Source organism: Gammaproteobacteria bacterium, from assembly GCA_021647245.1.
Taxonomy (GTDB): domain Bacteria; phylum Pseudomonadota; class Gammaproteobacteria; order RBG-16-57-12; family RBG-16-57-12; genus JAFLJP01.
This window is the reverse complement of record JAKIVC010000004.1, coordinates 74,261-95,596: the sequence shown is the minus strand read 5'-3', so window position 1 is coordinate 95,596 and position 21,336 is coordinate 74,261. Positions and strand designations below refer to the sequence as shown.

General features: G+C 50.0%; 24 protein-coding genes and 1 other RNA gene. 12 read left to right on the top strand and 13 right to left on the bottom strand.

The window, feature by feature from the left end:
* The coding region (locus L3J94_02340) for a prepilin-type N-terminal cleavage/methylation domain-containing protein (protein MCF6217596.1) at window positions 1–114 on the bottom strand (114 nt) is incomplete at its 3' end.
* Window positions 115–568: 454 nt separating this feature from the next.
* Between L3J94_02340 and L3J94_02335 the strand changes: the two genes are divergently transcribed.
* Together L3J94_02335 and L3J94_02330 are read left to right on the top strand one after the other, a co-directional pair.
* The gene (locus L3J94_02335) at window positions 569–1,135 is read left to right on the top strand and encodes a DUF1415 domain-containing protein (GenBank protein ID MCF6217595.1); all 567 of its coding nucleotides are present in this window, start codon (window positions 569–571) and stop codon (window positions 1,133–1,135) included.
* Window positions 1,128–1,928 (top strand): MOSC domain-containing protein, encoded by an 801-nt coding sequence (locus L3J94_02330; protein MCF6217594.1) that lies wholly within the window; start codon window positions 1,128–1,130, stop codon window positions 1,926–1,928. The genes L3J94_02335 and L3J94_02330 overlap by 8 nt, the downstream gene beginning before the upstream one ends.
* A 46-nt stretch (window positions 1,929–1,974) precedes the next feature.
* Here the strand turns inward: L3J94_02330 and L3J94_02325 are convergent, their stop codons facing one another.
* The 4 genes from L3J94_02325 to L3J94_02310 are packed head-to-tail and all read right to left on the bottom strand — an operon-like array spanning window position 1,975 to window position 6,289.
* Window positions 1,975–3,192, bottom strand: coding sequence for a UbiH/UbiF/VisC/COQ6 family ubiquinone biosynthesis hydroxylase (locus L3J94_02325; protein MCF6217593.1), 1,218 nt, complete (start codon window positions 3,190–3,192; stop codon window positions 1,975–1,977).
* Window positions 3,189–4,415 carry a 2-octaprenyl-6-methoxyphenyl hydroxylase gene (gene ubiH, locus L3J94_02320; GenBank protein ID MCF6217592.1) on the bottom strand — a complete coding sequence of 409 codons (1,227 nt, stop codon included), beginning with the start codon at window positions 4,413–4,415 and terminating at the stop codon, window positions 3,189–3,191. Before ubiH ends, L3J94_02325 begins: the two co-directional genes overlap by 4 nt.
* A gap of 1 nt (window position 4,416) precedes the next feature.
* Entirely contained in the window at window positions 4,417–5,721 is a 1,305-nt protein-coding gene (pepP, locus tag L3J94_02315; GenBank protein MCF6217591.1) for a Xaa-Pro aminopeptidase, read from the bottom strand.
* Between the two features lies 1 nt (window position 5,722).
* Window positions 5,723–6,289, bottom strand: coding sequence for a UPF0149 family protein (locus L3J94_02310; GenBank protein MCF6217590.1), 567 nt, complete (start codon window positions 6,287–6,289; stop codon window positions 5,723–5,725).
* A 199-nt stretch (window positions 6,290–6,488) separates the two neighbouring features.
* Here L3J94_02310 and L3J94_02305 point away from each other — a divergent pair, with 199 nt between their 5' ends.
* The 5 genes from L3J94_02305 to L3J94_02285 all read left to right on the top strand — a co-directional run bounded on the left by L3J94_02305 (window position 6,489) and on the right by L3J94_02285 (window position 9,434).
* Window positions 6,489–6,695 carry a TIGR02449 family protein gene (locus L3J94_02305; GenBank protein ID MCF6217589.1) on the top strand — a complete coding sequence of 69 codons (207 nt, stop codon included), beginning with the start codon at window positions 6,489–6,491 and terminating at the stop codon, window positions 6,693–6,695.
* The gene (locus L3J94_02300; protein ID MCF6217588.1) at window positions 6,696–7,007 is read left to right on the top strand and encodes a cell division protein ZapA; all 312 of its coding nucleotides are present in this window, start codon (window positions 6,696–6,698) and stop codon (window positions 7,005–7,007) included.
* 17 nt (window positions 7,008–7,024) lie between these two features.
* Window positions 7,025–7,202: non-coding RNA, 6S RNA (gene ssrS / locus L3J94_02295), on the top strand.
* A 76-nt stretch (window positions 7,203–7,278) separates the two neighbouring features.
* Entirely contained in the window at window positions 7,279–7,890 is a 612-nt protein-coding gene (locus L3J94_02290; protein MCF6217587.1) for a 5-formyltetrahydrofolate cyclo-ligase, read from the top strand.
* Window positions 7,887–9,434 carry a M48 family metalloprotease gene (locus L3J94_02285; GenBank protein MCF6217586.1) on the top strand — a complete coding sequence of 516 codons (1,548 nt, stop codon included), beginning with the start codon at window positions 7,887–7,889 and terminating at the stop codon, window positions 9,432–9,434. The genes L3J94_02290 and L3J94_02285 overlap by 4 nt, the downstream gene beginning before the upstream one ends.
* Before the next feature lies 1 nt (window position 9,435).
* On the opposite strand, the gene L3J94_02280 is transcribed toward L3J94_02285, so the two are convergent.
* The 6 genes from L3J94_02280 to L3J94_02255 all read right to left on the bottom strand — a co-directional run bounded on the left by L3J94_02280 (window position 9,436) and on the right by L3J94_02255 (window position 13,714).
* Window positions 9,436–10,143 (bottom strand): DUF3581 domain-containing protein, encoded by a 708-nt coding sequence (locus L3J94_02280; protein ID MCF6217585.1) that lies wholly within the window; start codon window positions 10,141–10,143, stop codon window positions 9,436–9,438.
* A 27-nt stretch (window positions 10,144–10,170) separates the two neighbouring features.
* On the bottom strand, window positions 10,171–10,401 hold the full coding sequence (locus tag L3J94_02275; GenBank protein MCF6217584.1) for a DUF3820 family protein: 231 nt from the start codon (window positions 10,399–10,401) through the stop codon (window positions 10,171–10,173).
* A 74-nt stretch (window positions 10,402–10,475) separates the two neighbouring features.
* Window positions 10,476–10,649: a hypothetical protein gene (locus L3J94_02270; protein MCF6217583.1), complete on the bottom strand. Its 174-nt coding sequence runs from the start codon at window positions 10,647–10,649 to the stop codon at window positions 10,476–10,478.
* Window positions 10,650–10,748: 99 nt separating this feature from the next.
* On the bottom strand, window positions 10,749–12,062 hold the full coding sequence (locus L3J94_02265) for a TRAP transporter large permease subunit (GenBank protein MCF6217582.1): 1,314 nt from the start codon (window positions 12,060–12,062) through the stop codon (window positions 10,749–10,751).
* 2 nt (window positions 12,063–12,064) lie between these two features.
* Window positions 12,065–12,583, bottom strand: a complete 519-nt coding sequence (locus tag L3J94_02260) for a TRAP transporter small permease subunit (protein MCF6217581.1) — start codon at window positions 12,581–12,583, stop codon at window positions 12,065–12,067.
* A 33-nt stretch (window positions 12,584–12,616) separates the two neighbouring features.
* Window positions 12,617–13,714: a conjugal transfer protein TraF gene (locus L3J94_02255; protein ID MCF6217580.1), complete on the bottom strand. Its 1,098-nt coding sequence runs from the start codon at window positions 13,712–13,714 to the stop codon at window positions 12,617–12,619.
* 597 nt (window positions 13,715–14,311) lie between these two features.
* On the opposite strand from L3J94_02255, the gene L3J94_02250 reads away from it, so the two are divergent.
* Window positions 14,312–15,973, top strand: coding sequence for a nitrite/sulfite reductase (locus L3J94_02250; protein MCF6217579.1), 1,662 nt, complete (start codon window positions 14,312–14,314; stop codon window positions 15,971–15,973).
* A complete protein-coding gene (locus L3J94_02245; GenBank protein ID MCF6217578.1) occupies window positions 15,960–16,445 on the top strand; it encodes a DUF934 domain-containing protein in 486 nt (161 codons plus the stop codon). Before L3J94_02250 ends, L3J94_02245 begins: the two co-directional genes overlap by 14 nt.
* 38 nt (window positions 16,446–16,483) lie before the next feature.
* Here the strand turns inward: L3J94_02245 and L3J94_02240 are convergent, their stop codons facing one another.
* Both L3J94_02240 and oxyR read right to left on the bottom strand, forming a co-directional pair.
* Window positions 16,484–17,131: a 2OG-Fe(II) oxygenase gene (locus L3J94_02240; protein ID MCF6217577.1), complete on the bottom strand. Its 648-nt coding sequence runs from the start codon at window positions 17,129–17,131 to the stop codon at window positions 16,484–16,486.
* Window positions 17,124–18,035 (bottom strand): DNA-binding transcriptional regulator OxyR, encoded by a 912-nt coding sequence (gene oxyR, locus L3J94_02235; GenBank protein MCF6217576.1) that lies wholly within the window; start codon window positions 18,033–18,035, stop codon window positions 17,124–17,126. Before oxyR ends, L3J94_02240 begins: the two co-directional genes overlap by 8 nt.
* A gap of 117 nt (window positions 18,036–18,152) precedes the next feature.
* Between oxyR and L3J94_02230 the strand changes: the two genes are divergently transcribed.
* From L3J94_02230 to ubiD, 3 genes are all read left to right on the top strand, one after another.
* Window positions 18,153–18,884, top strand: coding sequence for a glutathione peroxidase (locus L3J94_02230; protein ID MCF6217575.1), 732 nt, complete (start codon window positions 18,153–18,155; stop codon window positions 18,882–18,884).
* 189 nt (window positions 18,885–19,073) lie between these two features.
* A complete protein-coding gene (locus L3J94_02225; protein MCF6217574.1) occupies window positions 19,074–19,793 on the top strand; it encodes a diguanylate cyclase in 720 nt (239 codons plus the stop codon).
* 63 nt (window positions 19,794–19,856) lie between these two features.
* Window positions 19,857–21,329 carry a 4-hydroxy-3-polyprenylbenzoate decarboxylase gene (gene ubiD, locus L3J94_02220; GenBank protein MCF6217573.1) on the top strand — a complete coding sequence of 491 codons (1,473 nt, stop codon included), beginning with the start codon at window positions 19,857–19,859 and terminating at the stop codon, window positions 21,327–21,329.
* The last annotated feature ends 7 nt before the right edge of the window (window positions 21,330–21,336 follow it).

Here is a 21,336-nt window from a genome sequence, read left to right as displayed (position 1 = left end):
TCGGTTGTCGGCAATCAGCTGACCAAAGTTGGGCACCGCCACCGCAATCAGAATCGCCGCCACGGCAAGCGTGACCATCAATTCGATGAGTGTGAAGCCCTTTGTACTTTTCATTGTCAGCACCTAATAACAGATAGCCCACCGTTTAAAACCACCCTTTCAACACCCAAGCTACGAACGGCTACTACAGAATTAATGAATCGATTATCTGTTTTTGTTCATCGACACTTCGTTAATATTAATTAACATATAAACCATATTTAAAAAATATAACATGTCAAAATAACAGCCAAAACATCAGCATATTCCGTTGAAATTAAACGAAAATAACCAAAAACATAATTCATAGGATTAACGCAGACATGCCGCTTTAAAAGTATGGAATAAATTGAAAAGAATAATGGAGATCACCACCACAGAGAGTTATCGACCATCTTCATGGCCTCTTCACTTTAATTTCTCGATAGGGTTAAGCCGTGTGGAATAGACTCAAGCAAAAAGTGATCGAGATATTAATCAGCTATACTTTGTGGTTTCATGAAGGTCTCAATAAGTCGGTATTGCGAAGATGAATCAACAGAACGAAATTATTCAACAGACTCGAAACTGGGTGAGTCAGGTGATTGTAAAATTAAACTTTTGCCCTTTTGCCCGGCCAGTGGTCGAGAGTGGTGGCATTCATTACCACCTCACTGAAGCTGACGACCTGCATGAGGCGCTACAAGTGCTGATTGAACAGTGCAAATATCTTGATGAACAGCCTGAAATAAAGACCGGACTGGTGATTTATGCCCATGGTTTTGACTCTTTTGATGAGTTCCTCGATCTGGTTGATCTTGCGAACCCGTTACTTGAAACACAGGGTTATGAGGGTATTTATCAACTGGCCAACTTCCACCCTGACTACTGCTTTGAAGGCGAGTTACCTTCAGACCCGGCCAACTACACCAATCGTTCACCCTATCCGATGTTACACATTATTCGTGAAGCTGACCTGGAGCAGGCGCTTGAGAGCTACCCAGACCCGGAGGCTATTCCCGCACGCAATATCGCACTTGCACGGGAGATGGGGTTAGCCGCACTACAATCGACCCTGGAAAACTGCAAGCGGCCAAAGGAGGGAGGTGGTGAGTAGATTAGAGCTATCACAACTCTGGCTCTTCCCGGTGAAGTCATGCGCCGGTTTTACACTACAAAAAAGCCACTTATCCCTGTTCGGACTAGCAGGTGATCGGCGTTGGATGGTTGTGGATGCAAACAGCAACCACTTTATCAGCCAACGTAATTTTCCTGAGATGTGCTTGATTCAAGCCTCGCCAAGCCCCCAAGGCATTCAACTTCATCACCTAGACGGCTCGATGCTGCACGTTACCCAACCCCGTGGTGAAGCGCTGCGCGAAGTCACTGTTTGGGAAGACCACTGCCAAGCATGGGACGCGGGAGAAGCCGCCGCCAGCTGGTTAAGTGAGCGGCTAGCCACCCACTGTCGCCTGGTCTACTTCCCGCAACACGAAGTGCGGCAAGTTGATCTTGCATATGCACAGCGTGGCGATAAAACTGCCTTTAGTGATGGATTCCCCTTGCTGCTTGTATCACAAGCATCGCTGGATGATCTCAATAACCGCCTTGAATCACCCGTTAGCATGGTACGCTTTCGACCCAACCTGGTAGTTGACGGCTGTGCCCCTTTTGCTGAAGACAACTGGAAGGTATTACAAATAGGTGATATCAAATTGCGGGTCGTTAAGCCGTGTAGCCGCTGCTCTATTCCCAATGTCGACCCGGCAACGGGCAGACGAGAAAAAGAGCCTATCTCAACACTGAGTCAGTATCGCCGCAGAGGTAACAAAATATTTTTTGGTCAAAATGTAATTGCCGACAAACCGGGGGATATTGCGGTGGGTATGCCGGTGGAGGTGATTGAGTAAGTTTTTGTATGCTCCCTGCCAACAACACCGCACTTTGGGGAGGTAATCAGGGCTTCTTGGCGAGCGAACTTTGGTTACTTGCCAGCCCCAGTGCTTGCTGCATAAAGAGCTGTTTTATGGGTGAGATTCGATCCGATACGTTTAACCCAAGGTTGCGTGCAAAGCGCAGTACCGGCTGATCATTGCTGAAGAGTCGCTTAAAGCCATCCATCGCCCCCATCATCAGCATATTATCGGCCTTACGTGCCCGCTCATAACGCCGCAATACAGCAATATCACCGATGTTTTCACCGCGCTTTTTTGCCGCTGAGAGGGTATCAGCCAGTGAACCCATATCCCCCAGCCCCAGGTTGACCCCTTGACCGGCAAGTGGGTGAATGGAGTGTGCGGCATCGCCAATCAGTGCCAAACGCAAACCGGTATAGCGGGTTGTGTGAGCCAGCCGTAGTGGAAAAGCCGCCCGCTCACCAACCGTACACATTCTCCCTAGGGAGTCACCAAAACTCAGCTGCAGCGCTTTAAGAAACATCGCATCATCCAGTGCTAACAGCTGCTCGGCATGTTCCGGGGAAGTGGACCAGACAATTGAGCAGGTTTTTTCATCCAGCGGTAAAAATGCCAAGGGCCCATCGGCAGCAAAGCGCTGCCAGCAACACGCCTGGTGGCTGAGCTCATGGCTAACAGTGGCCACCACCGCATCCTGCTGATAGGACCAACCTTTACTCTCAAAGCCCGCTTGCTGTCGCACCCACGAACGACCACCGTCAGCTCCGATAATTAAATCGGCTTCCAGAAAGCGGCCATCATCCAGCGTTAAACACACCTGCTGCTGAGTAACCTGTAGCTGTTTTGGCGTTGCAGGCGCGAAACATTGCACATTTGGCAGCTGTTTCAACTGCTCCCACAGCGCCGCCTGAATCACACTGTTTTCAATAATATGCCCGAGATCCGGCTCGGCAATATCGGCACTATCAAAATGGATATGACCGCCACCAGTACTGTCCCACACCTCCATTTTACGATAGGGTGAAACGCGACGACTGACCATCTGCGGCCAGGCGTTGAGGTTTTCAAACACATATTGCGAGGCGCGGGTGATGGCACTGACACGGTTTTCATAGCGATCTTTTGGCCAGCCAAGGTCGGGAACCCGCCCCTCAATTAATGCCACTTTAAGCGCTTGATCGCCCATGGCACATGCCATAGCAGCACCCACCATGCCGCCACCCACAATAATCAAATCAAAATGCTCGGCTCGGCTCACAGAGATAACCCTCGGTTCAAGCGTGGCTGTCGGCCTCGCAAACCCATCGCTTGGCGACCCAGCAGGCGCTTTAACGGCGGCAGTTTCTCCATTAACGTCAACCCCACATTTCGGCCAAGGACAGCGAGTGGGTCCGTATTGCTGAACAGGTGTACTAAGCCATCAGTAAAGCGAATCACCTCGCTATGATCCTGGGTGCGCCACTCGGCATAGCGCTGCAGTACGGCAAGATCGCCAATATCTTGACCACTCGCCAGTGCATCACTCACACACTCGGCCAGCGCCGACACATCGCGGATACCCAGGTTAAAACCTTGCCCGGCAATGGGATGAATGGCGTGCGCTGCGTTGCCGATTATGGCCAGCCGGGGGCGAATCTGCTCTCGGCTTCGCATCAGGCTGAGTGGGTAAGCAGCCCGTTTCCCCACCTGTTTCAGTGCACCTAAACGATAGCCAAATCTGGCCTGAAGGCGGGCTAAAAATGCCACATCATCTAGCCCCATCACCTCATCCACATCCTGCTGCCACTGCGTCCAAACCAGTGAGCAGCGGTGATCACTCATCGGCAGCAGCGCCAGTGGCCCAGAGTCGGTAAAACGCTCGTAGGCGATATTGTTGTGGGGTCGACCGGGAGTAATGTTAGCGATAATGGCAGTCTGCCCATACGCTTGTCGGTCGCTTTCGATACCCAGCAACTGGCGCACACTTGAGTGGCCACCATCGGCGGCTACCATCAGCTTTGCCTTTATCGTAACCGCCTGCTCGCCTTGGAAAACATCGGCCTGAACAGCCCCCGCCACATAACGAATATCACTGAGCTTTGCCGGCGCCAGCAGCTCAACATTAGCTTGGGATGCCAGCTGTTCGGCAAGTACATTGCCAATATCACGCCCAGCGATCACCTGACCCAGCGCTTCGACACCCTCTTTTTCAGAGTCAAGCCGAGTGATGCCGAAGTGGCCTTTATCAGAGATGTGAATTTTTTTGATGGGGGTTGCCCTGGAGGCCATGTGGGGCCAAAGGCCCATCCCCTGAAAGATACGCTGGCTTCCATACGCCAGCGCAATTGCACGGTCATCATAACTGGGTTGATTTTGTGAATGCAGTGGCACCGCCTCAACAATCACGATCTTGATCGGTTTATCTTTCAGCGCACACGCAAGGCTTGCGCCGACCATGCCGCCGCCAATAATCAGTAGATCAGCGCTTTTTAGGGTGCTCATATCACTCTGCCATCAGTTGCTCGATTGCTATAATCTCTTTTGGCACACCGTCCGTCATCACCTCGTGCCCCTCTTTTGTGACCACAACATCGTCTTCAATACGAATACCGATATGGTGAAATTCAAGCGGAATATCTTTTTCAGCACCAATATAGAGGCCTGGTTCAATGGTAAGGACCATGCCCGGCTCCAGAACGCGCCACACATCCGCCACTTTATAGTCGCCCACATCATGCACATCAAGTCCCAGCCAGTGGCCGGTGCGGTGCATATAAAAACGGCGATAGGCCTGCTTCTCTATTAGAGTGGCCAGCTTGCCTTTTAGCAAGCCTAACGTTACCAGCCCCGCCGTCAGCACTTTGACTACCGCCTCATGCGGGTCATTCCAGTGATTGCCCGGCTTTACCTGCTCGATGGCAGCATATTGAGCATCCAGCACCAGCTGATAAACGGCGCGCTGTGCATCAGAGGAGCGACCATTAACCGGAAAAGTGCGAGTAATATCGGCGGCATAACACTCGAGCTCTACACCCGCATCAATTAGAACCAGCTCTCCACTCTTTAATTTCCGGTTATTTTCTGTGTAGTGCAAGATACAGCCATTCTCTCCACCGCCCACAATGGTGCTATAGGCCGGATGACCATTTGAGCGACGAAAAGCATAGAGGAACTCTGCCTCCAGCTGATATTCCATGATGCCAGGGCGGCACACCTTCATGGCCGTTACATGCGCCTCTGCCGAAAGGTGCGCCGCTTCGCGCATCACCTTTAATTCACTACGGCTTTTATAAAGGCGCATATCGTGCAGTAGATGCTCCAGTGCAACGAACTCATGGGGTGTGTGTTTGCCTGACCGGGACTGGGCACGCAAGGTATGCACGATGCCGGTGATCTTTTGATCCGACTCACTGTCATTACCGAAGGTATAAAAAACCCGGTCACACGGCTCAATCAAGCCGGGCAAAATATCAGCTAGATCTTCGATAGGAAACGCATCATCAGCACCGTAGCGTTCACAGGCACCTTCAATGCCTGCACGCCGGCCATGCCAAGTCTCTTTCTCGATATCTCTCTCCCGACAAAAGAGAATAAATTCACCTTTTTCTCGCCCCGGCAACAGCACCATCAACGCTTGTGGCTCCGGAAAACCGGTTAAATAGTGAAAATCGCTATCGGCGCGAAAAGGGTACTCTGCATCACGGTTACGCACTTTCTCTTTTGCTGTGGGCAAGATCGCAATGGTCTTTTCACCCATCATGCGCATTAACTCTTTGCGACGTTTCTGAAACTCGCGGCGGCCAATCATCTTAATGCACCTGACCAGATGGCGATATTGAGCTACTCGGGTTCAACATCTCATACATCAGTAGTGTGCCGACACGCAGGTACTCAACCAGCTCCTGGTAGGCCACTTCATCCTCTTCTCCTCGCGCTATTTCGCTCAGGCCAGCACGCGATATATCAAGCAGATCCTGACAGAATTCACTCGCCTCTTTGGGTAGCTTGGCGAAATCCTTAATGCCTGCAATCGCCAGCCCTGTTAAGAAACCGTGACTCCACTCCGCCATCGCCTCGGTTCGCACCTCAAGCCCTTGGTCATCATTGGGCAACAGCAGGTCATAGCTAAATTCAGGGTCATTTAATGCCGCCAAGATCTGTACCGGACACTGAATGACCATCTGGTAAGCCTCTGAATCCAAAACATCTCCTTTTGCCCCCTTGGGGATCAACTGCTCAAGATGTTTGCTGGCGTTATTGCCCATCACACACAGCAGGCCACTCAGGGTGCCGTGCAGCTCTGCCGCCTCAATATCCGCATTCAAACGTAGCAACGCCTTGTTTACACGCTCAAAATCAGTTGTCTCTTGTGTCATGGTTTCACTTACTTCAAACAATAAAAGTACCAGTCTATCATGAGACCTTTGCACGAGAAGAGCGCACGAGAAAAAAGAGATGAAATTTGACTGATTGAGGCGAAAGGCGCGGGGAGTAGCGCGTAGTAGCGAAATATGCTCATTGACCCGACCCATTAGCCGATCTAATATTAGGGGCTTACAGGAGAATGCTAAACTAATGTCTGAGCAAGAGGTCAGAAAACTCGAATATCTGGTAGATGATCTACTAAAAGCCTGCGAACACCTCAAACAGGAGAATAGTCTGCTGCGTGAACGCCAGGAAGTGCTGTTCCAGGAGCGCACTAAACTCATTGAAAAAAATGAACTCGCCTGCACCCGGATAGAGTCAATGATTGTGCGTTTAAAAGCACAGGAGCACGCTTAAATGAGCGGAAAATCCGTACCCGTTACTGTCAAAATTCAAGATAAAGAGTATCGTATTGGCTGCCCTAAAGGTGAAGAGGAGGCATTGATCTCAACGGCACGCTATGTCGACCAAAAAATGCAGGAAGTGCGCTCAGCAGGCAAAGTGATTGGCAATGACCGTATCGCGGTAATGGCAGCACTCAACATTGCTCACGAATTAATACAACAATCAAAAGAATCAGAGTACAATGATGGATCGATTCTAAAAGTAAGGGCGATGCAAGAGCGCATTCAAAATGCTCTGAATAGCCTGAAACAGATGGAGTTGTAGCCCGATTTTAAGTTTTGGCGTTCCTGCTGTGTTTGTATGCGCTCTGGATACTCTTGAGCCTAATATACCATCCGCGGGATCTGCTCTGGTGATGTGTGCATGTCCGCGTGCCGGAAAGCCTAATTTGCCAGTAATTTTCCCCACTTGAACCTTTGGTTCAAGGTCGACGACTGCTACGGCAACGGTGGGAACGCCTTTTATTCCGAACACGTCATAAATCGTGCACAATCTCATGCAATATCCGGCTTAAGATTACCATGGGCTATTCACCATGAACTCCCGTAATACCCTGCGAAAAAAGATTCGTCAGCAACGCCGCGCCCTGACCACCGCACAGCAGCACCACCACTCAGATAAAATTGCCTGCCAAATTAGCCATAGCCACCTATTCCGCTCCGCGCAGCAGATCGCCTGTTACCTGGCCAATGATGGCGAAGTCAACCTGATGCCCGTCATACAACGTATGTGGAGCATGGGAAAACAGTGCTACCTGCCACTACTCAGTGAAGGCAAAGACAAACGCATGTGGTTTGCTCCCTATACGGCCAATACCACTTTAAAACCAAATGGTTACGGAATTCTTGAGCCTCAAAATAACCCCCACCAGTGGATAGCACCGCAGCAGCTCGACCTGGTGTTAATGCCACTGGTGGGATTTGATAGTAATGGCAACCGTCTCGGTATGGGGGGAGGCTATTACGACCGCAGCTTCGCCTTTCTTAATCGCTCTTTTGGCATTAAAAAGCCGCGCTTACTTGGAGTGGCCTACGCGCTTCAACACTGTGATAACCTGCCAACCGAGCCCTGGGATGTACCGTTGAACGCCATTGCAACAGAGAGGGGCTTACACGCCTTCAAAATCGGCAGGGAGCCAATATCATGACCTATATTACTCACAACAAAACCTTACAAACGTGTGCGCAACAGGAAATTTTTGCGAAAATCGCTCTACTGGCTGTTTTTTGTATCACCCTGTTAAGCGGCTGCCTCAGCCACAACACCCCATCCACAACGACACTACCGGTATTAATTGAACAACAAAACCTTACCGATGAGGTACGATTTGAATACCTGCTGCAATACAGTGGTGGCCGTTATGCCGCCGACCCCGCTGCTAATGAATATATCAGTGCCATCGGAGGCCGCTTAGCCCGCCTGGCGGGTTATAAGCTCGTACCAAACCAATTTGCCGTGGTCAACAGCAACAAAATAGATGCCTGGGTAAGCCCTGAAGGGCGCGTTGCGGTTAGTCGGGGAATGTTAACACTCCTCAGCAATGAGGCGGAGCTGGCAGCTCTGCTGGGGCACCTATTAACCCATGCGGAAAAGCAGCACGGTGCCGTGGCGTTAGCCCGTGACACCCAAGCCACCACCGCCCTGGTGCAACAGAGAGCAGAGCACCACTCTGCCAGCTATGTTGTCGGCGCAGGGCGGACAGTGTTGGGTGAGCACGCCATTCGCTACAACTCTGTCTCTGAGCAGTCTGCTGACCGAGCGGCGATCACTATGATGATAAAAGCGGGCTATGATCCACAAGCCGCCGTTGATCTACAACTGAAAATGTTAGGTAAAATGGAGGGACGGATTACGCCATGGCTAATCCATCATGCTGCCAACCAAGAGCGCCTGGCGGCAACCCGACAACAAGCCCACAGCCACCCCACTGAACTATCACTCGCTAAAAACTCCTATCAGGATGCACTCAAAACACTTTTTCAGTATGAAAAGGCATACCAGCAACAGCCGCTGCTACAACAGCTCATCGATGAGAACAGCGCCGAAGCAGCTATTGAGCTGGCACAAAGGCTGATTTTAATCGCACCTCGTGAGGGGCGCTTCTACGCCTTAAAAGGGGATGCACTACAGAAAGCAGGGAAAACCGCCGACGCAATCAATGCCTATCATCAAGCACTCGCGGCTGACCGCTACTATTTTGTTTATCACCTTCGCCTGGCAGAGCTGTACGCCCGACAACAAGCCACCGCAGCAGCTCGGCAAGCCCTTCTAGAAAGCATTCAACGACTGCCCACCGCCAAGGGCTATTTTTTATTGGCACAACTAGCCGAGCAGCAAGGCCAGTTAGCGGGGGTAAAGGCGTATTATCAACGTGCCGCGCTTTCAGATAGCGCGCTGGGAAGAGAGGCCGATCATCAGGCAAAACGGCTCGATTTTGACGAAAACCCTAACCGCTACCTGCATATCAAATATGAGAGAACCCACGAGGGTGGCATCCGGCTCTTTATTACCAATTTAAGCCCTCTCCCTGTGGTGCTGAAAACAGTGCTACTCAAAACAGATAAAACATACCGCATCAGCCTGAATCAAAAAATACCCGCTGGAAATAGCATTAGCCCCACCGTCACAATTGACGATTTAGGGCAGATAAAAGAGATTTTGGTGGATCAATCGGAACAGATTATTAGGTGAGCTACCCGGCTAAGCCGGCTGATTTTTTACTATTATATTTCTCTATCAGATGATCAATAGCGGCCTGATCATAATCACGAAGGCCGCTCAAAACCATATATTTGGTGCCGCTACCCACAATTTTATCATTTTCCAGTACGTTAAAGGCCAATATGACCTGCCCGCGCTTACCCTTTACTGTCAGTGTGGTCTTACTCAACACCAATGTAGGGTCGTTAATATTCAACGTGTGCATATTGATCGACATACTTTCGTAGATCACCATGGGTCGAGCCGGGTTGATCATGACGCGCTGTTCTTTCATCAGTGGTACTAAAATATGCGGGAACGCCTGACCAGAAAACTTAACATAGCGCTTAATCAGGCGCTCGATCAGTTGGCTATCATTACTAAGCTCACCTGAGCACTGAATGGTCAGGTACTCTTTTTCAGTAGTATCTTTAATAACGATGTGCTCAGACTGATCAGGAAAACAGAGGCGTTTACTCTCATCCACCATGCCAGAAAAGGTGAAGCTCATCTGCTGGCTGATACCATATTTGTGCAGCACCAACGAGAAGAGCAAATCTCCCGGCACACAAAAACGTTTCGCATCTTCATCATGAAGGGGATTGAAATCGTCAGCAACCTGCTTGGCAAAGTTGCTACCTTGCAGGCGAGTAAAGTGAATGCCGGACGCATCTTCAACAAAAAAATCATCTAAAAACATTAAGGGTTACCATTTTATAACAAACTATTATTTTTTCAGTGGCTCAAAGAGATATTCAAGTCCATTTATTTTTATCTCATGGACAATTCCAAGCAGCTCACCCAGCTCGCCTTTAGGAAAGCCTCTGTTGGCAAACCATACCACATAAGGCTCGGGTAGATCGATGAGTCGCCTGTTACGGTATTTACCAAAGGGCATACGATAACGGGCCAGTTTTAACATCAACTGGGGATCGCTGAGTGGGGTCGGGTTGTCCATCGCTTTATCTGCTTCCTACAGAAACAAAAAACCCGCCAGACAGCGGGTTGTTCGTTCATCAAAAAGATGAATGCTTACTTAACAGCGCAAGCAGTCTCTTCAACAATTAGACCGGCCTCTACCGAGTCAATTGCTTTTTGGTCATGCTCGTTAGCAGGGCAGCCACAGCTATAACCCTCTTTAGTGGCATGCATACGCGCTTGTTCGATGTGCCACTGGGCAACTTTCAAGTGTTGATCAACATTCATTATAATATACCTTCTGTCGAGTTGAGATAAAAAAGTGTAATTCTTGAGCTTTTAACTCAGGTTAATTAATTTACCACAAACTGAAAACAATGATAACCCCTAATCCATCACGCTAGGCAACCATGTTGTAATTGACGGAAAGGCCATCAACAAACCCAGCACCATCACCTGAATACAGACAAACGGAATAATGCCTCGATATATTTGCGCCATTTTAATAGAGGGAGGGGCCGCCGCTTTAAGATAAAACAGTGAAAAGCCAAAGGGTGGGGTTAAAAACGAAGTCTGAAGATTAACTGCAATCAAAATAGCAAACCACAATGGGTCGATACCATAATAGAGCGCAATCGGTGTCAGAATAGGCACCGCAATAAAGCAGATTTCAAGAAAGTCTAAAAAGAACCCTAATACAAATAACAGCACCATACTGACAATAATAAAACCCCAGACACCGCCGGGTAACCCCGTCATTATGTCATGCACCAAATCATCTCCGCCCATCCCTTTAAAGACCAGGCCAAAGGTTGTTGCACCAATGAGAATCAAAAACACCATGCTGGTCAGCTTGGTGGTTTGTCGTACTGCATTCTGCACGTTTTCGCGGTTAAGCCGGCGGTTGATCAGGGCGAGCAGCATGGCACCAAAAGCACCCACCGCCGCTGATTCCGTGGGTGTTGCGATCCCAAAAAAAATGGATCCCAATACCGCAAATACCAGTACCAGTGGTGGAATGAGACTTTTAAATACTTTTATAGTGAGCGCCTTGCCGTCCGCCACCGAAAGAGCCTCCCGGTCAATCGCAGGGGCATCATTTGGCCTGCGCCAGGCGACGTAAGCGATATAGGCGATAAACATCGAGATCAACAGCAGGCCCGGCAGCACAGCGCCCATAAATAGCTCTCCGACCGGCACCCCCATGACATCGCCCAGCAAAATTAAAACAATACTGGGTGGGATAATTTGCCCCAAGGTACCAGAAGCGGCAATGGTGCCGCTGGCTAGCGCCGGGTTGTAGCCGTGCTTGAGCATGGCGGGTAGCGCAATAATGGCCATAGTGACTACCGTGGCACCCACCACACCGGTGGTAGCCGCCAGTAGTGCGCCCACCAAAACAATCGAGATGGCAAGTCCACCACGAATACGGCCAAAGAGCATCGCCATGGTCTCCAGCAGCTCTTCTGCGATACCCGACTTTTCCAGCATAACGCCCATAAAGACAAACAACGGCACTGCCAGCAAGGTGAAATTGGTCATTATCCCCCAAATACGCATGGGTAATAGTGAGAAAAAGTCCAAGCCTAACCAGATCAAACCAAAAGCAGCCGAAACAGCGCCCAGGGTAAATGCAACAGGATAGCCGAATAGCAGTAAGAGTATTACCACCCCAAGCATCACAAGGGCCCAAAACTCCACGGCTATTCCTTAACGTCTGAAAGTTGTTTTAAGATGATGATATTGCGACCAATTTCCGCAATGCCCTGAATCAATAACAGGCTAAAACCAAGGGGAATAGTGGCTTTAATCAGAAAGCGATAAGGGAGACCACCCGGATCAGGTGAGACCTCATTCATCACGTAGGAGTTTGCTACAAAAGGCCATGAGGCGTAAATAATTAAAATGCAGAAGGGGATTAACAAAAATAAACTGCCGCTCAGATTCACCATTGCCCGCTGTTTATCGCTGAAATAACGACTTCCGTAGAGCAGATCAACCCGCACGTGCTCATCACGCTTTAGTGTGTACGCCGCACTCAGCAAAAAAATAAGCGCAAACAGGTGCCACTCTAACTCCTGTAGAGCGATCGAGCCACTCTGTAACAGGTAGCGCATCGCCACGTCATAACAGACTAAAAGCACTAACACCAAAACCAGCCAGGCAATTGCCCGACCACTCCACTCGCTGGCTCGGTCAATACTGTCGACCACTTTAATTATAAAATCCACTGCTAAACCCTGAAACTATCCTGATTAAAACCCGATGGTGGTCTGTATCCCAAGCCCATTAAGCGCGCCACTATGGCCAATGAAGGCCAGTGTAATCTGAAAGTATTGGCTATTGACACTCACACCCGCAGAGAAGGTCTCAGACAGCGTGCCCTGAAGGTCATAATTAACACCTGCCCGCAACTTCAGATAGCCACCGACATCATAATCGACGCCTAACGCTATCATCTGTGTTGAGCCATAAATACCCAGCGCTTTGCTTTTTAGTAGATCGACATCAACCGCTATTCGGTGTCGATAACCCACTCGGGTGACACCCACCCTGGCGTGGGGACCATAGCGATAGGAGCCGCCATCGGCCAGTGAAAGCGACACCGGATAGATATTTTTTAACGCAATACCGGCTGCCCAGTCGCGCCCCCACTCTTTCAGAAACCCCACATCGAATGTAACACCCTGGGATGTCACCCCCTCAGAGTTAAAGCCGTTAACCGATGCGGTCTCTACGGGTTGTTCAATTTGATGCGTAACGCCAGTCAACATTTTACCGGTAACACCCCACTTTACATCACCCAAGCCCGCAAATCGAAACGAGGTTGAGCTCGTGTAACTCACACCGGCCTCGACAATAGAGATGCCGACTGTTTCGATGATTGAGTCATAGCCACTGCCGCCAGAGGGAAGGCTTAAATCACTCTCAACCAAGCGTAATTTTGTGTAGCTTTGGCTGTATGAGTTGAGATAGACGGTAGAGGTCGCCATATAGCTATGCAATATCACCCCAAAAGCGGCCCCCCAGCTATAATAAGCTCCGCTATCTTCCAGAGAGCTCAGTGATTGTGCACTTGGGTTATTTTTGAAGCTATCGAGTCGACTGGAAAAGTCGTTAATCTTGTAGTCGGTATAATAGAGTGTCGGTGTCATGAAAAATTCGCTATCACTACGGCTCGCAGAGCCTACCAGTGCCGGGTTGACATTACCCAGATTATCGGTTGCACTCGAAACACCCGCGCCACCCATCGCCAGCGCCTCCGTATCGATAACCGGGGGCGTTAGCGCGTAAGCACCCCCAGAGATAGCCACCAGGCTGATCGCCACAAGCATCCGCAGTCGCTTACTCATCACTCTTTCCGGTAGTGGTCATAAAAAACAAAGCAGTTAACCCCTTGATAAGTCAATTTGTCCCTGATAAATAACATCTTGGCGGCAGATTATACGTTATTCTATAAAAAATCTTGTGTTGTAGGTGAGTTACGATTAATTTTTAATTCGATTGGATAGATAAATTGTATAGCGGCATATAAAAGCTTGGTTTTACCCTAAAAAATTGGCTTGCTAGAATCGACTCTATTGATAACTCGGATATCTCCCGAATTTGCGCAATAATTACCTAGGAGGCTGTCGGGCTTAGGTGATCGTAGCGAGGGAAAGCCATTTTGAGTCCATTTTTTTGATCGTTTGAGGCGAATATTGGGCATATTCAACGAAAATGATCGGATAAATGGGCCGAGATGACTTTTCCGCAGTAGATTCACCCTAAGTCCGACAGCCTCCTAGGACATTGATTTCACAGGAAAACCCCCAAAGCAGCACTGTATTCAGTGATGACAGACGATAGCGGAGCTGTTTCCTGTAGAATCAATAGGCGAGTGAAATTGTACATAATTTATGAATTATTCGGGATGATTTACCCGCTAATGAAAATAACAGGCGAGCAATATGTATATTTACGATCAGTACGACCAGAAGATCATTGACGAGCGGGTAGATCAATTTCGCGATCAGACCAAGCGCTATCTAGCCGGCAAGATTGGAGAAGATGAGTACCGCATTCTGCGCCTGCAAAATGGTGTTTATGTACAGATCCACGCCCCGATGTTGCGCGTGGCCATCCCCTACGGGTTAATCTCATCCCCGCAGCTGCGTATGCTGGCCCACATTGCCCGCACCTACGACAAGGACTATGGCCACTTCACTACCCGCCAAAATATACAGTTTAACTGGCCGACACTGGAGAGCGTCCCCGATATTCTTGCGGAACTTGCCACGGTACAGATGCACGCCATTCAAACCAGCGGCAACTGCATGAGAAATGTTACCGCTGACCACCTGGCAGGTATTTCACCCGATGAGATCGAGGATCCACGCCCCTACTGCGAAATCATCCGCCAGTGGTCAAGCTTGCACCCCGAGTTTGCCTATCTACCGCGAAAATTCAAATTTGCGGTAAGTGGCGCCCAGCATGACCGCGCAGCAACGCAAATCCACGACATTGGCATTCAGCTGGTACGCAACGAAGCCAGTGAGGTTGGCTTTAAAATATTGGTGGGTGGTGGCTTGGGCCGCACGCCCATATTAGCCAAAGTGCTCAATGAGTTCCTGCCAAAGCCACAGCTTCTCTCCTATTTAGAGGCCATTTTACGCGTCTACAATATGGAAGGTCGCCGCGACAATATGTACAAAGCACGAATTAAAATTCTTGTGCAAAGCTTAGGGATAGAGGCCTTCCGGGAGAAGGTCGAAACCGAATGGCTTGCCATCAAGCAATCGGCATCAGCTGATTTAACTCTGAGCGAAGCCGAAATGGCGCGGGTAAAATCCTTTTTTGACAACAAACAATACGATACAGATGCCGCAGCATTTGATTTGACTGAGCAGTGCCAGGGCAATCAAGCCTTCAACCACTGGGTAAAGCAGAACACAGCACCCCACAAGCAAGCGGGTTACCGTGCTGTTTTTGTTTCACTAAAAGCCCCCGACAACGCACCGGGAGACATCACCGCACAACAGATGGATCAGGTAGCCGACCTTGCCGATACTTATAGCCTGGGTGAGCTGCGCAGCACCCATGACCAGAACTTGGTCTTGGCAGACGTCAAACAGGCTGACCTGTTCGCCTTATGGCAGGCACTGGATCAGCACGACCTTGCCACCGCGAATATTGGCACCCTAACCGATATGATCTGCTGTCCGGGGCTCGATTTTTGCAGCCTAGCCAGCGCACAATCACTGAGTGTTGCAAAACAGATCAATGACCGTTTCGATAAAATGGACTATCTCTACGACCTGGGTGAGCTGCGCCTTAAACTATCGGGCTGCATCAACGCCTGTGGCCACCACCATGTGGGGCACATTGGCCTGCTGGGTGTGGACAAAAAAGGGGCGCAGTGGTACCAAATCACCTTAGGTGGATCAGCCGAAAACAACGCCTCTCTTGGCCAGGTGCTGGGTCGTGCGGTGCCGATTGATGAGGTTGCGGATGCGCTAGAGAAAATTTTAACCGTCTATGTTTCACAACGCCTTGAAGGCGAGTCTTTCCTCGAAACCTATGGTCGCATCGGCAAACAACTGTTCAAGGAGAAGCTCTATGCAAATCATTAAAAATCGTGCGATTGTTGAAGATAGCTGGCAACTGCTGGAGATGGATGAGCCACTGGTTGAAGGTAATATCATCGTACCCTTTGAACGGTGGCTCTCTGAACGGGAGCAGCTGCTGGCACACAGTGGCTCGTTGGGTGTCAAAATGAGTGGAGGGCAAGCGCTCTCCGAACTGGTCAAAGACCTTGAACAGTTCGATATAATTGCCCTGGATTTTGAGAAATTCTCTGATGGCCGTGGTTACAGCTATGCCCGCCTACTGCGTGAGCGCTACCACTACAGCGGGGAGTTGCGCGCAGTCGGTGATGTGTTGCATGACCAGCTGGCCTACATGGAGCGGTGTGGCATTAACAGCTTTGTGTTGCACTCAGGCCAGGATGCACAAGATGCGCTGCGTGCTTTTAATGACTTCACCGCTTACTACCAAACGGCAGCTGATAAAGTAGAGCCGATCCATCAGCAGCGCCACGCCTGATTCAGTCGCCCGCACACACTGTACACCTGTTCTATTTTTTAGTGTGGCGGGTCGACCATCATGTTCAACGATTTAATCCGAAACCAGCCCGCAATACTGTACCGATGACACCGCGCACGCATCACCTCGTGGGGGAACTGATCGCTCAAAAAGGCCACCAGTGTACCGGCATGTGGGTGAACAGATTTAAATGGCCACTCACTGGCCTCATCTGCGTAAAGTGCAATCTCACCGCCATCCGCCTCATCCCACTCGGGGTTGAGGTAAAAAACAGTGGTGACCACGCGGTTTGCTTCGCCTTTAAATGCATCAAGATGGCGTTTGTAGAACGTACCCGGTGCGTAATGGGCAAAGTGTGACTCATAATCAAACAAGCCCATAAAAAGCTGTTGATTGATACCGTGGCGCAGTTGCTCCATCCAGGCTAAATAATCACCCTCCACTGAATCACCTGAATCAAGCCAGAGAATCTTATCCGTGCGGTATTCATCATCCAGGTGATGATCACGCTGACGGCCAATACCCGCACGCCTCAGCCTGCCCACCGCCAGCGTAGTGACCCGTTGATAAAGTGCCTGGGTCAATTCATCCGGCAGCGCCCTCTCAATAACGGAGTAACCTTGAGCTGCCAATTGCGTTGCAATTAATGAAAACAGACCGTGTGGTGCTTCACTTGCATCACTCATTACTCACCCTTTCATTAGTCTCCGCCATTTTCTGGTGAATAACCTCCGCTAACTGTTCAAATAGTGGCCGCCGATAACTCTCTTTACGATATAACAGGCCAATGCGTCGCATGGGCACGGGTTCAGCAAAGGGCAGATAGCAGATAGCACGCTGCTGCGGGTGCAGGGAGATAGCCATCTCAGGCATCAGCGTCATCCCCACGCCCTCCCCCACCATATATCGCAAAGTCTCCAAACTGGTGGCGTGGAAACGCGAGCTCTCATGCGCGCCCGCCTGCAAACAGATATCCAGCGCATGCTCCCGAAGACAGTGCCCTGCTTGCAGCAGCAGCAGATCCTGATCACGCAGTTGATCCAAGGTCACTTGAGGTTGCTGTGCCAGAGGGTGGCTGTGATGCAGAGCCAAGAAAAATGGCTCACTAAAGAGCGTTATCTCACAAAAATCATGCCCCCCAACAGGTAAAGCCTGAATCACCACATCCAGCTCACCCCCCTTAAGCATCGCCAATAACTGCGGGGTTTGATACTCATGCAACCACAACTTCAAATCCGGAAACTGCTGCCCCAGCGCCGGCATAATCTGTGGTAATAGATAGGGTGCAATGGTCGGAATCAAGCCCATTTGCAAGTCACCCGCCATCACATCGTGAAAACTCTCGGCAATTTCACCAATCGCTTTGCTGGCCATCAATACCTTTCGAGCCTGTGCGACCACCGCCAAACCCACGTCGGTCATTAAAACCTGGCGGGTACTCCGCTCCACCAGTTGCACACCCAGTGATTGCTCCAGCTTCTTCAACTGTCCACTCAATGTCGGCTGGCTGACAAAGCAGCGCTCGGCAGCACGATTAAAGTGGCGCTCCTCATCCAGCGCCACCAAATACTCCAGTTCGCGAAGATTCATAACCCCCCCATTAATAGCTATTACCTATCAATGTAGTAGAAATAAACAATTTCAACAATATTAATTCATCGACTATGCTTACCCTCGTAGTCAATCAACAACCCACAGGAGCAACCCATGTTAGCCAATAAAGAAGGCCAAAAAATACCCCGCGTTATCTTCAAAACACGTCAAAACAATGAGTTTGTTGATCTCAGCAGCCAACAACTGTTTGCCGGTAAAACCGTGGCACTCTTTTCACTGCCCGGTGCATACACCCCCACCTGCTCCGCAACTCATCTGCCACGCTTCAATGAACTTGCAGAAACCTTAAAAGCCAATGGAGTGGATGAAATTGCCTGCATCTCAGTGAACGACGCTTTTGTTATGGATGCCTGGAAAGAACACCAAGAGGCGGAAAATATCACCCTAATTCCTGATGGCAACGGTGAGTTCACCGAAAAAATGGGCATGCTAGTGGATAAATCTGACCTTGGCTTTGGTCAGCGCTCTTGGCGCTACTCCATGCTGGTTAAAGATGGCATTATCGAAAAGCAGTTCATAGAGCCAGAGGTACCGGGCGACCCCTTTGAAGTATCAGATGCAGATACCCTGCTTGAATACATCAACCCAAACGCCATCAAACCACAAGATGTCGCCCTGTTCAGCAAGCCGGGCTGCCCATTTTGCGCCAAAGCAAAAGCACTGCTGGAAGAGCATGGCCACGCCTATGAAGAGATAACATTAGGCACAGATGTACGACTGCGAACTCTGCGCGCCATGACCGGCAAAGAGAGCGTGCCGCAAATCTTTATCAATGGTGAGCTGATTGGTGATTCAGAGGCGCTGGTTGAATATTTCAAAAAATAACCAGGCTAACCCCAAGCCTTGGATATTCAACCCAACAATGGTGGCTTTTCGGCTCAAGTAAATAAAATATTTGTACTGCGAGCCGTCTGGCCGTTATATTGTTCATATTGGTTGATTTTCAAAGGGAAAATTATCCGGATTTTGAGTGCTGGGTAATTTATGTTTTTTGCTGTGTGAGGTAACTATTCAATGAATGAGTCCGTTTTTTCTGCAATAAACCAACAGATCGTGGAAAAGCTGCCACAAGGCGTGGTGGTGGTCGACTCGCAAGGGGTGTGTCAATGGGCTAACCAGACGTTGCTGGCCCTATTGGGAGCGGATGCAAGCCAACTGGATGATTTATCCAGTACACAGCGTGCACAACTGGAGGAGTGGCTCTCATCCATAGAGATAGAGACTAGCGAGGGCTGTGCACTTAAAAAAACCTGTATCGAGCTGGACGATGGAGGCCATGCTTTTTTACTAGAGCGTCGTCAGGCAACAGAGCGTTTGACTGATCCGCTCACCGGGCTGGCCTCACAACTCAGCATCTCAATTGCACTGGGTACATTACTTTCAGTGGCGCGACGTTATGAAAAGCCACTCTCTGTTGGCATGGTACGAATCAACAATCTTGACCAACTCCCCCGCGACCAAACACTTCAGGCGGTGAGCCAATGCTTAAAAGACGAACTGCGCTGGGCTGACCTGGTGGGACGCAACGGTGACAACAGTTTCATTGTCGTATTACCTGAAACAGATCAACACGCCGCCGACCTGTTACAAGAAAAACTGCAACAACGCTTGAAGCAAGCGTGTCACGAAGCTGACGTGACCACAGCGGAATACCAAATTGCCATTTCAGAGTCCAACAAGCGTGATGATGCCACTGGTTTATTACACCGCATAGAGACTCAGCTTGTCGCGTAGCTCACCCTGCATGGCCCCATCTTCCCGATAGACCACTCACCACAGGGCTGGTACTATCTCGCCATGAAATACAGAGATCTGCGTGACTTTATTATTCAACTGGAAAAACTTGGGGAGCTAAAGCGCATCCCCGACGAGGTTGACCCCTACCTTGAGATGACCGAAATCTGCGACCGCACGCTGCGTGCTGAAGGTCCTGCTCTGTTGTTTGAAAACCCCAAAGGATCTGACGTTCCGGTATTAGCCAACCTGTTTGGCACACCAAAACGTGTGGCCATGGGTATGGGTGAAGATTCGGTTGAAGCGTTGCGTGAAGTAGGCAAGTTACTCGCCTACCTGAAAGAGCCTGAACCACCAAAAGGCCTTAAAGATGCCTGGAGCAAGCTGCCGATCTTTAAACAGGTGCTCAACATGTCAGCTAAAGTGGTTAGCAAAGCACCCTGCCAAGAGCAGATTATAGAGGGTGACGCAGTAGACCTTGGCAAGTTGCCGGTACAAACCTGCTGGCCGGGTGATGCTGGCCCCCTGATCACCTGGGGTCTGGTAGTGACACGCGGCCCCCATAAAGAGCGCCAGAATCTTGGTATTTACCGCCAGCAAGTTATTGGCAAAAACAAAGTCATCATGCGCTGGTTATCGCACCGTGGCGGGGCGCTGGACTTTCGTGATTGGCAGCTCAAAAACCCCGATGAACCTTTTCCGATATCCGTCGTGCTGGGTTGCGACCCCGCCACAATTCTTGGTGCAGTGACACCGGTGCCCGATAGCCTTTCAGAGTATGCTTTCGCCGGACTATTGCGCGGCAGCAAAACAGAAGTCACGCCCTGCATTGGCAACAACCTGCAGGTGCCTGCCCGCGCAGAGATTGTGCTGGAGGGATATCTCTACCCTGGTGAGATGGCCCCCGAAGGCCCCTTTGGTGATCACACCGGTTACTATAACGAAGTGGATGAATTTCCAGTCTTCACCATTGAGCGCATCACCCAACGTAAACAACCCATCTACCACAGCACCTATACTGGCCGCCCCCCAGATGAACCGGCCATTCTTGGCGTGGCACTCAATGAAGTATTTGTGCCTATTTTACAGAAGCAGTTTCCTGAAATTGTCGACTTTTATCTGCCGCCCGAAGGCTGCTCTTACCGCATGGCGGTGGTCAGCATTCGCAAGCAGTATCCGGGGCACGCCAAGCGCGTCATGCTGGGTGTCTGGTCATTCTTACGTCAATTCATGTATACCAAATTTGTGATCGTAACCGATGACGATATTAATGTTCGTGATTGGAATGATGTCATCTGGGCCATGACCACCCGCATGGATCCAGCTCGTGATACCACCACCATCGAAAACACCCCCATCGACTATCTGGATTTTGCCTCACCCGTCTCTGGGCTTGGCTCCAAAATGGGTTTTGATGCAACTAACAAGTGGCAAGGAGAGACTACCCGTGAGTGGGGAGTGCCGATTGAGATGGATCAAGCGATAAAAACCCGAGTTGATGAGCGCTGGGATGCACTGGGAATCTTCGACAAATAGAGGCGCG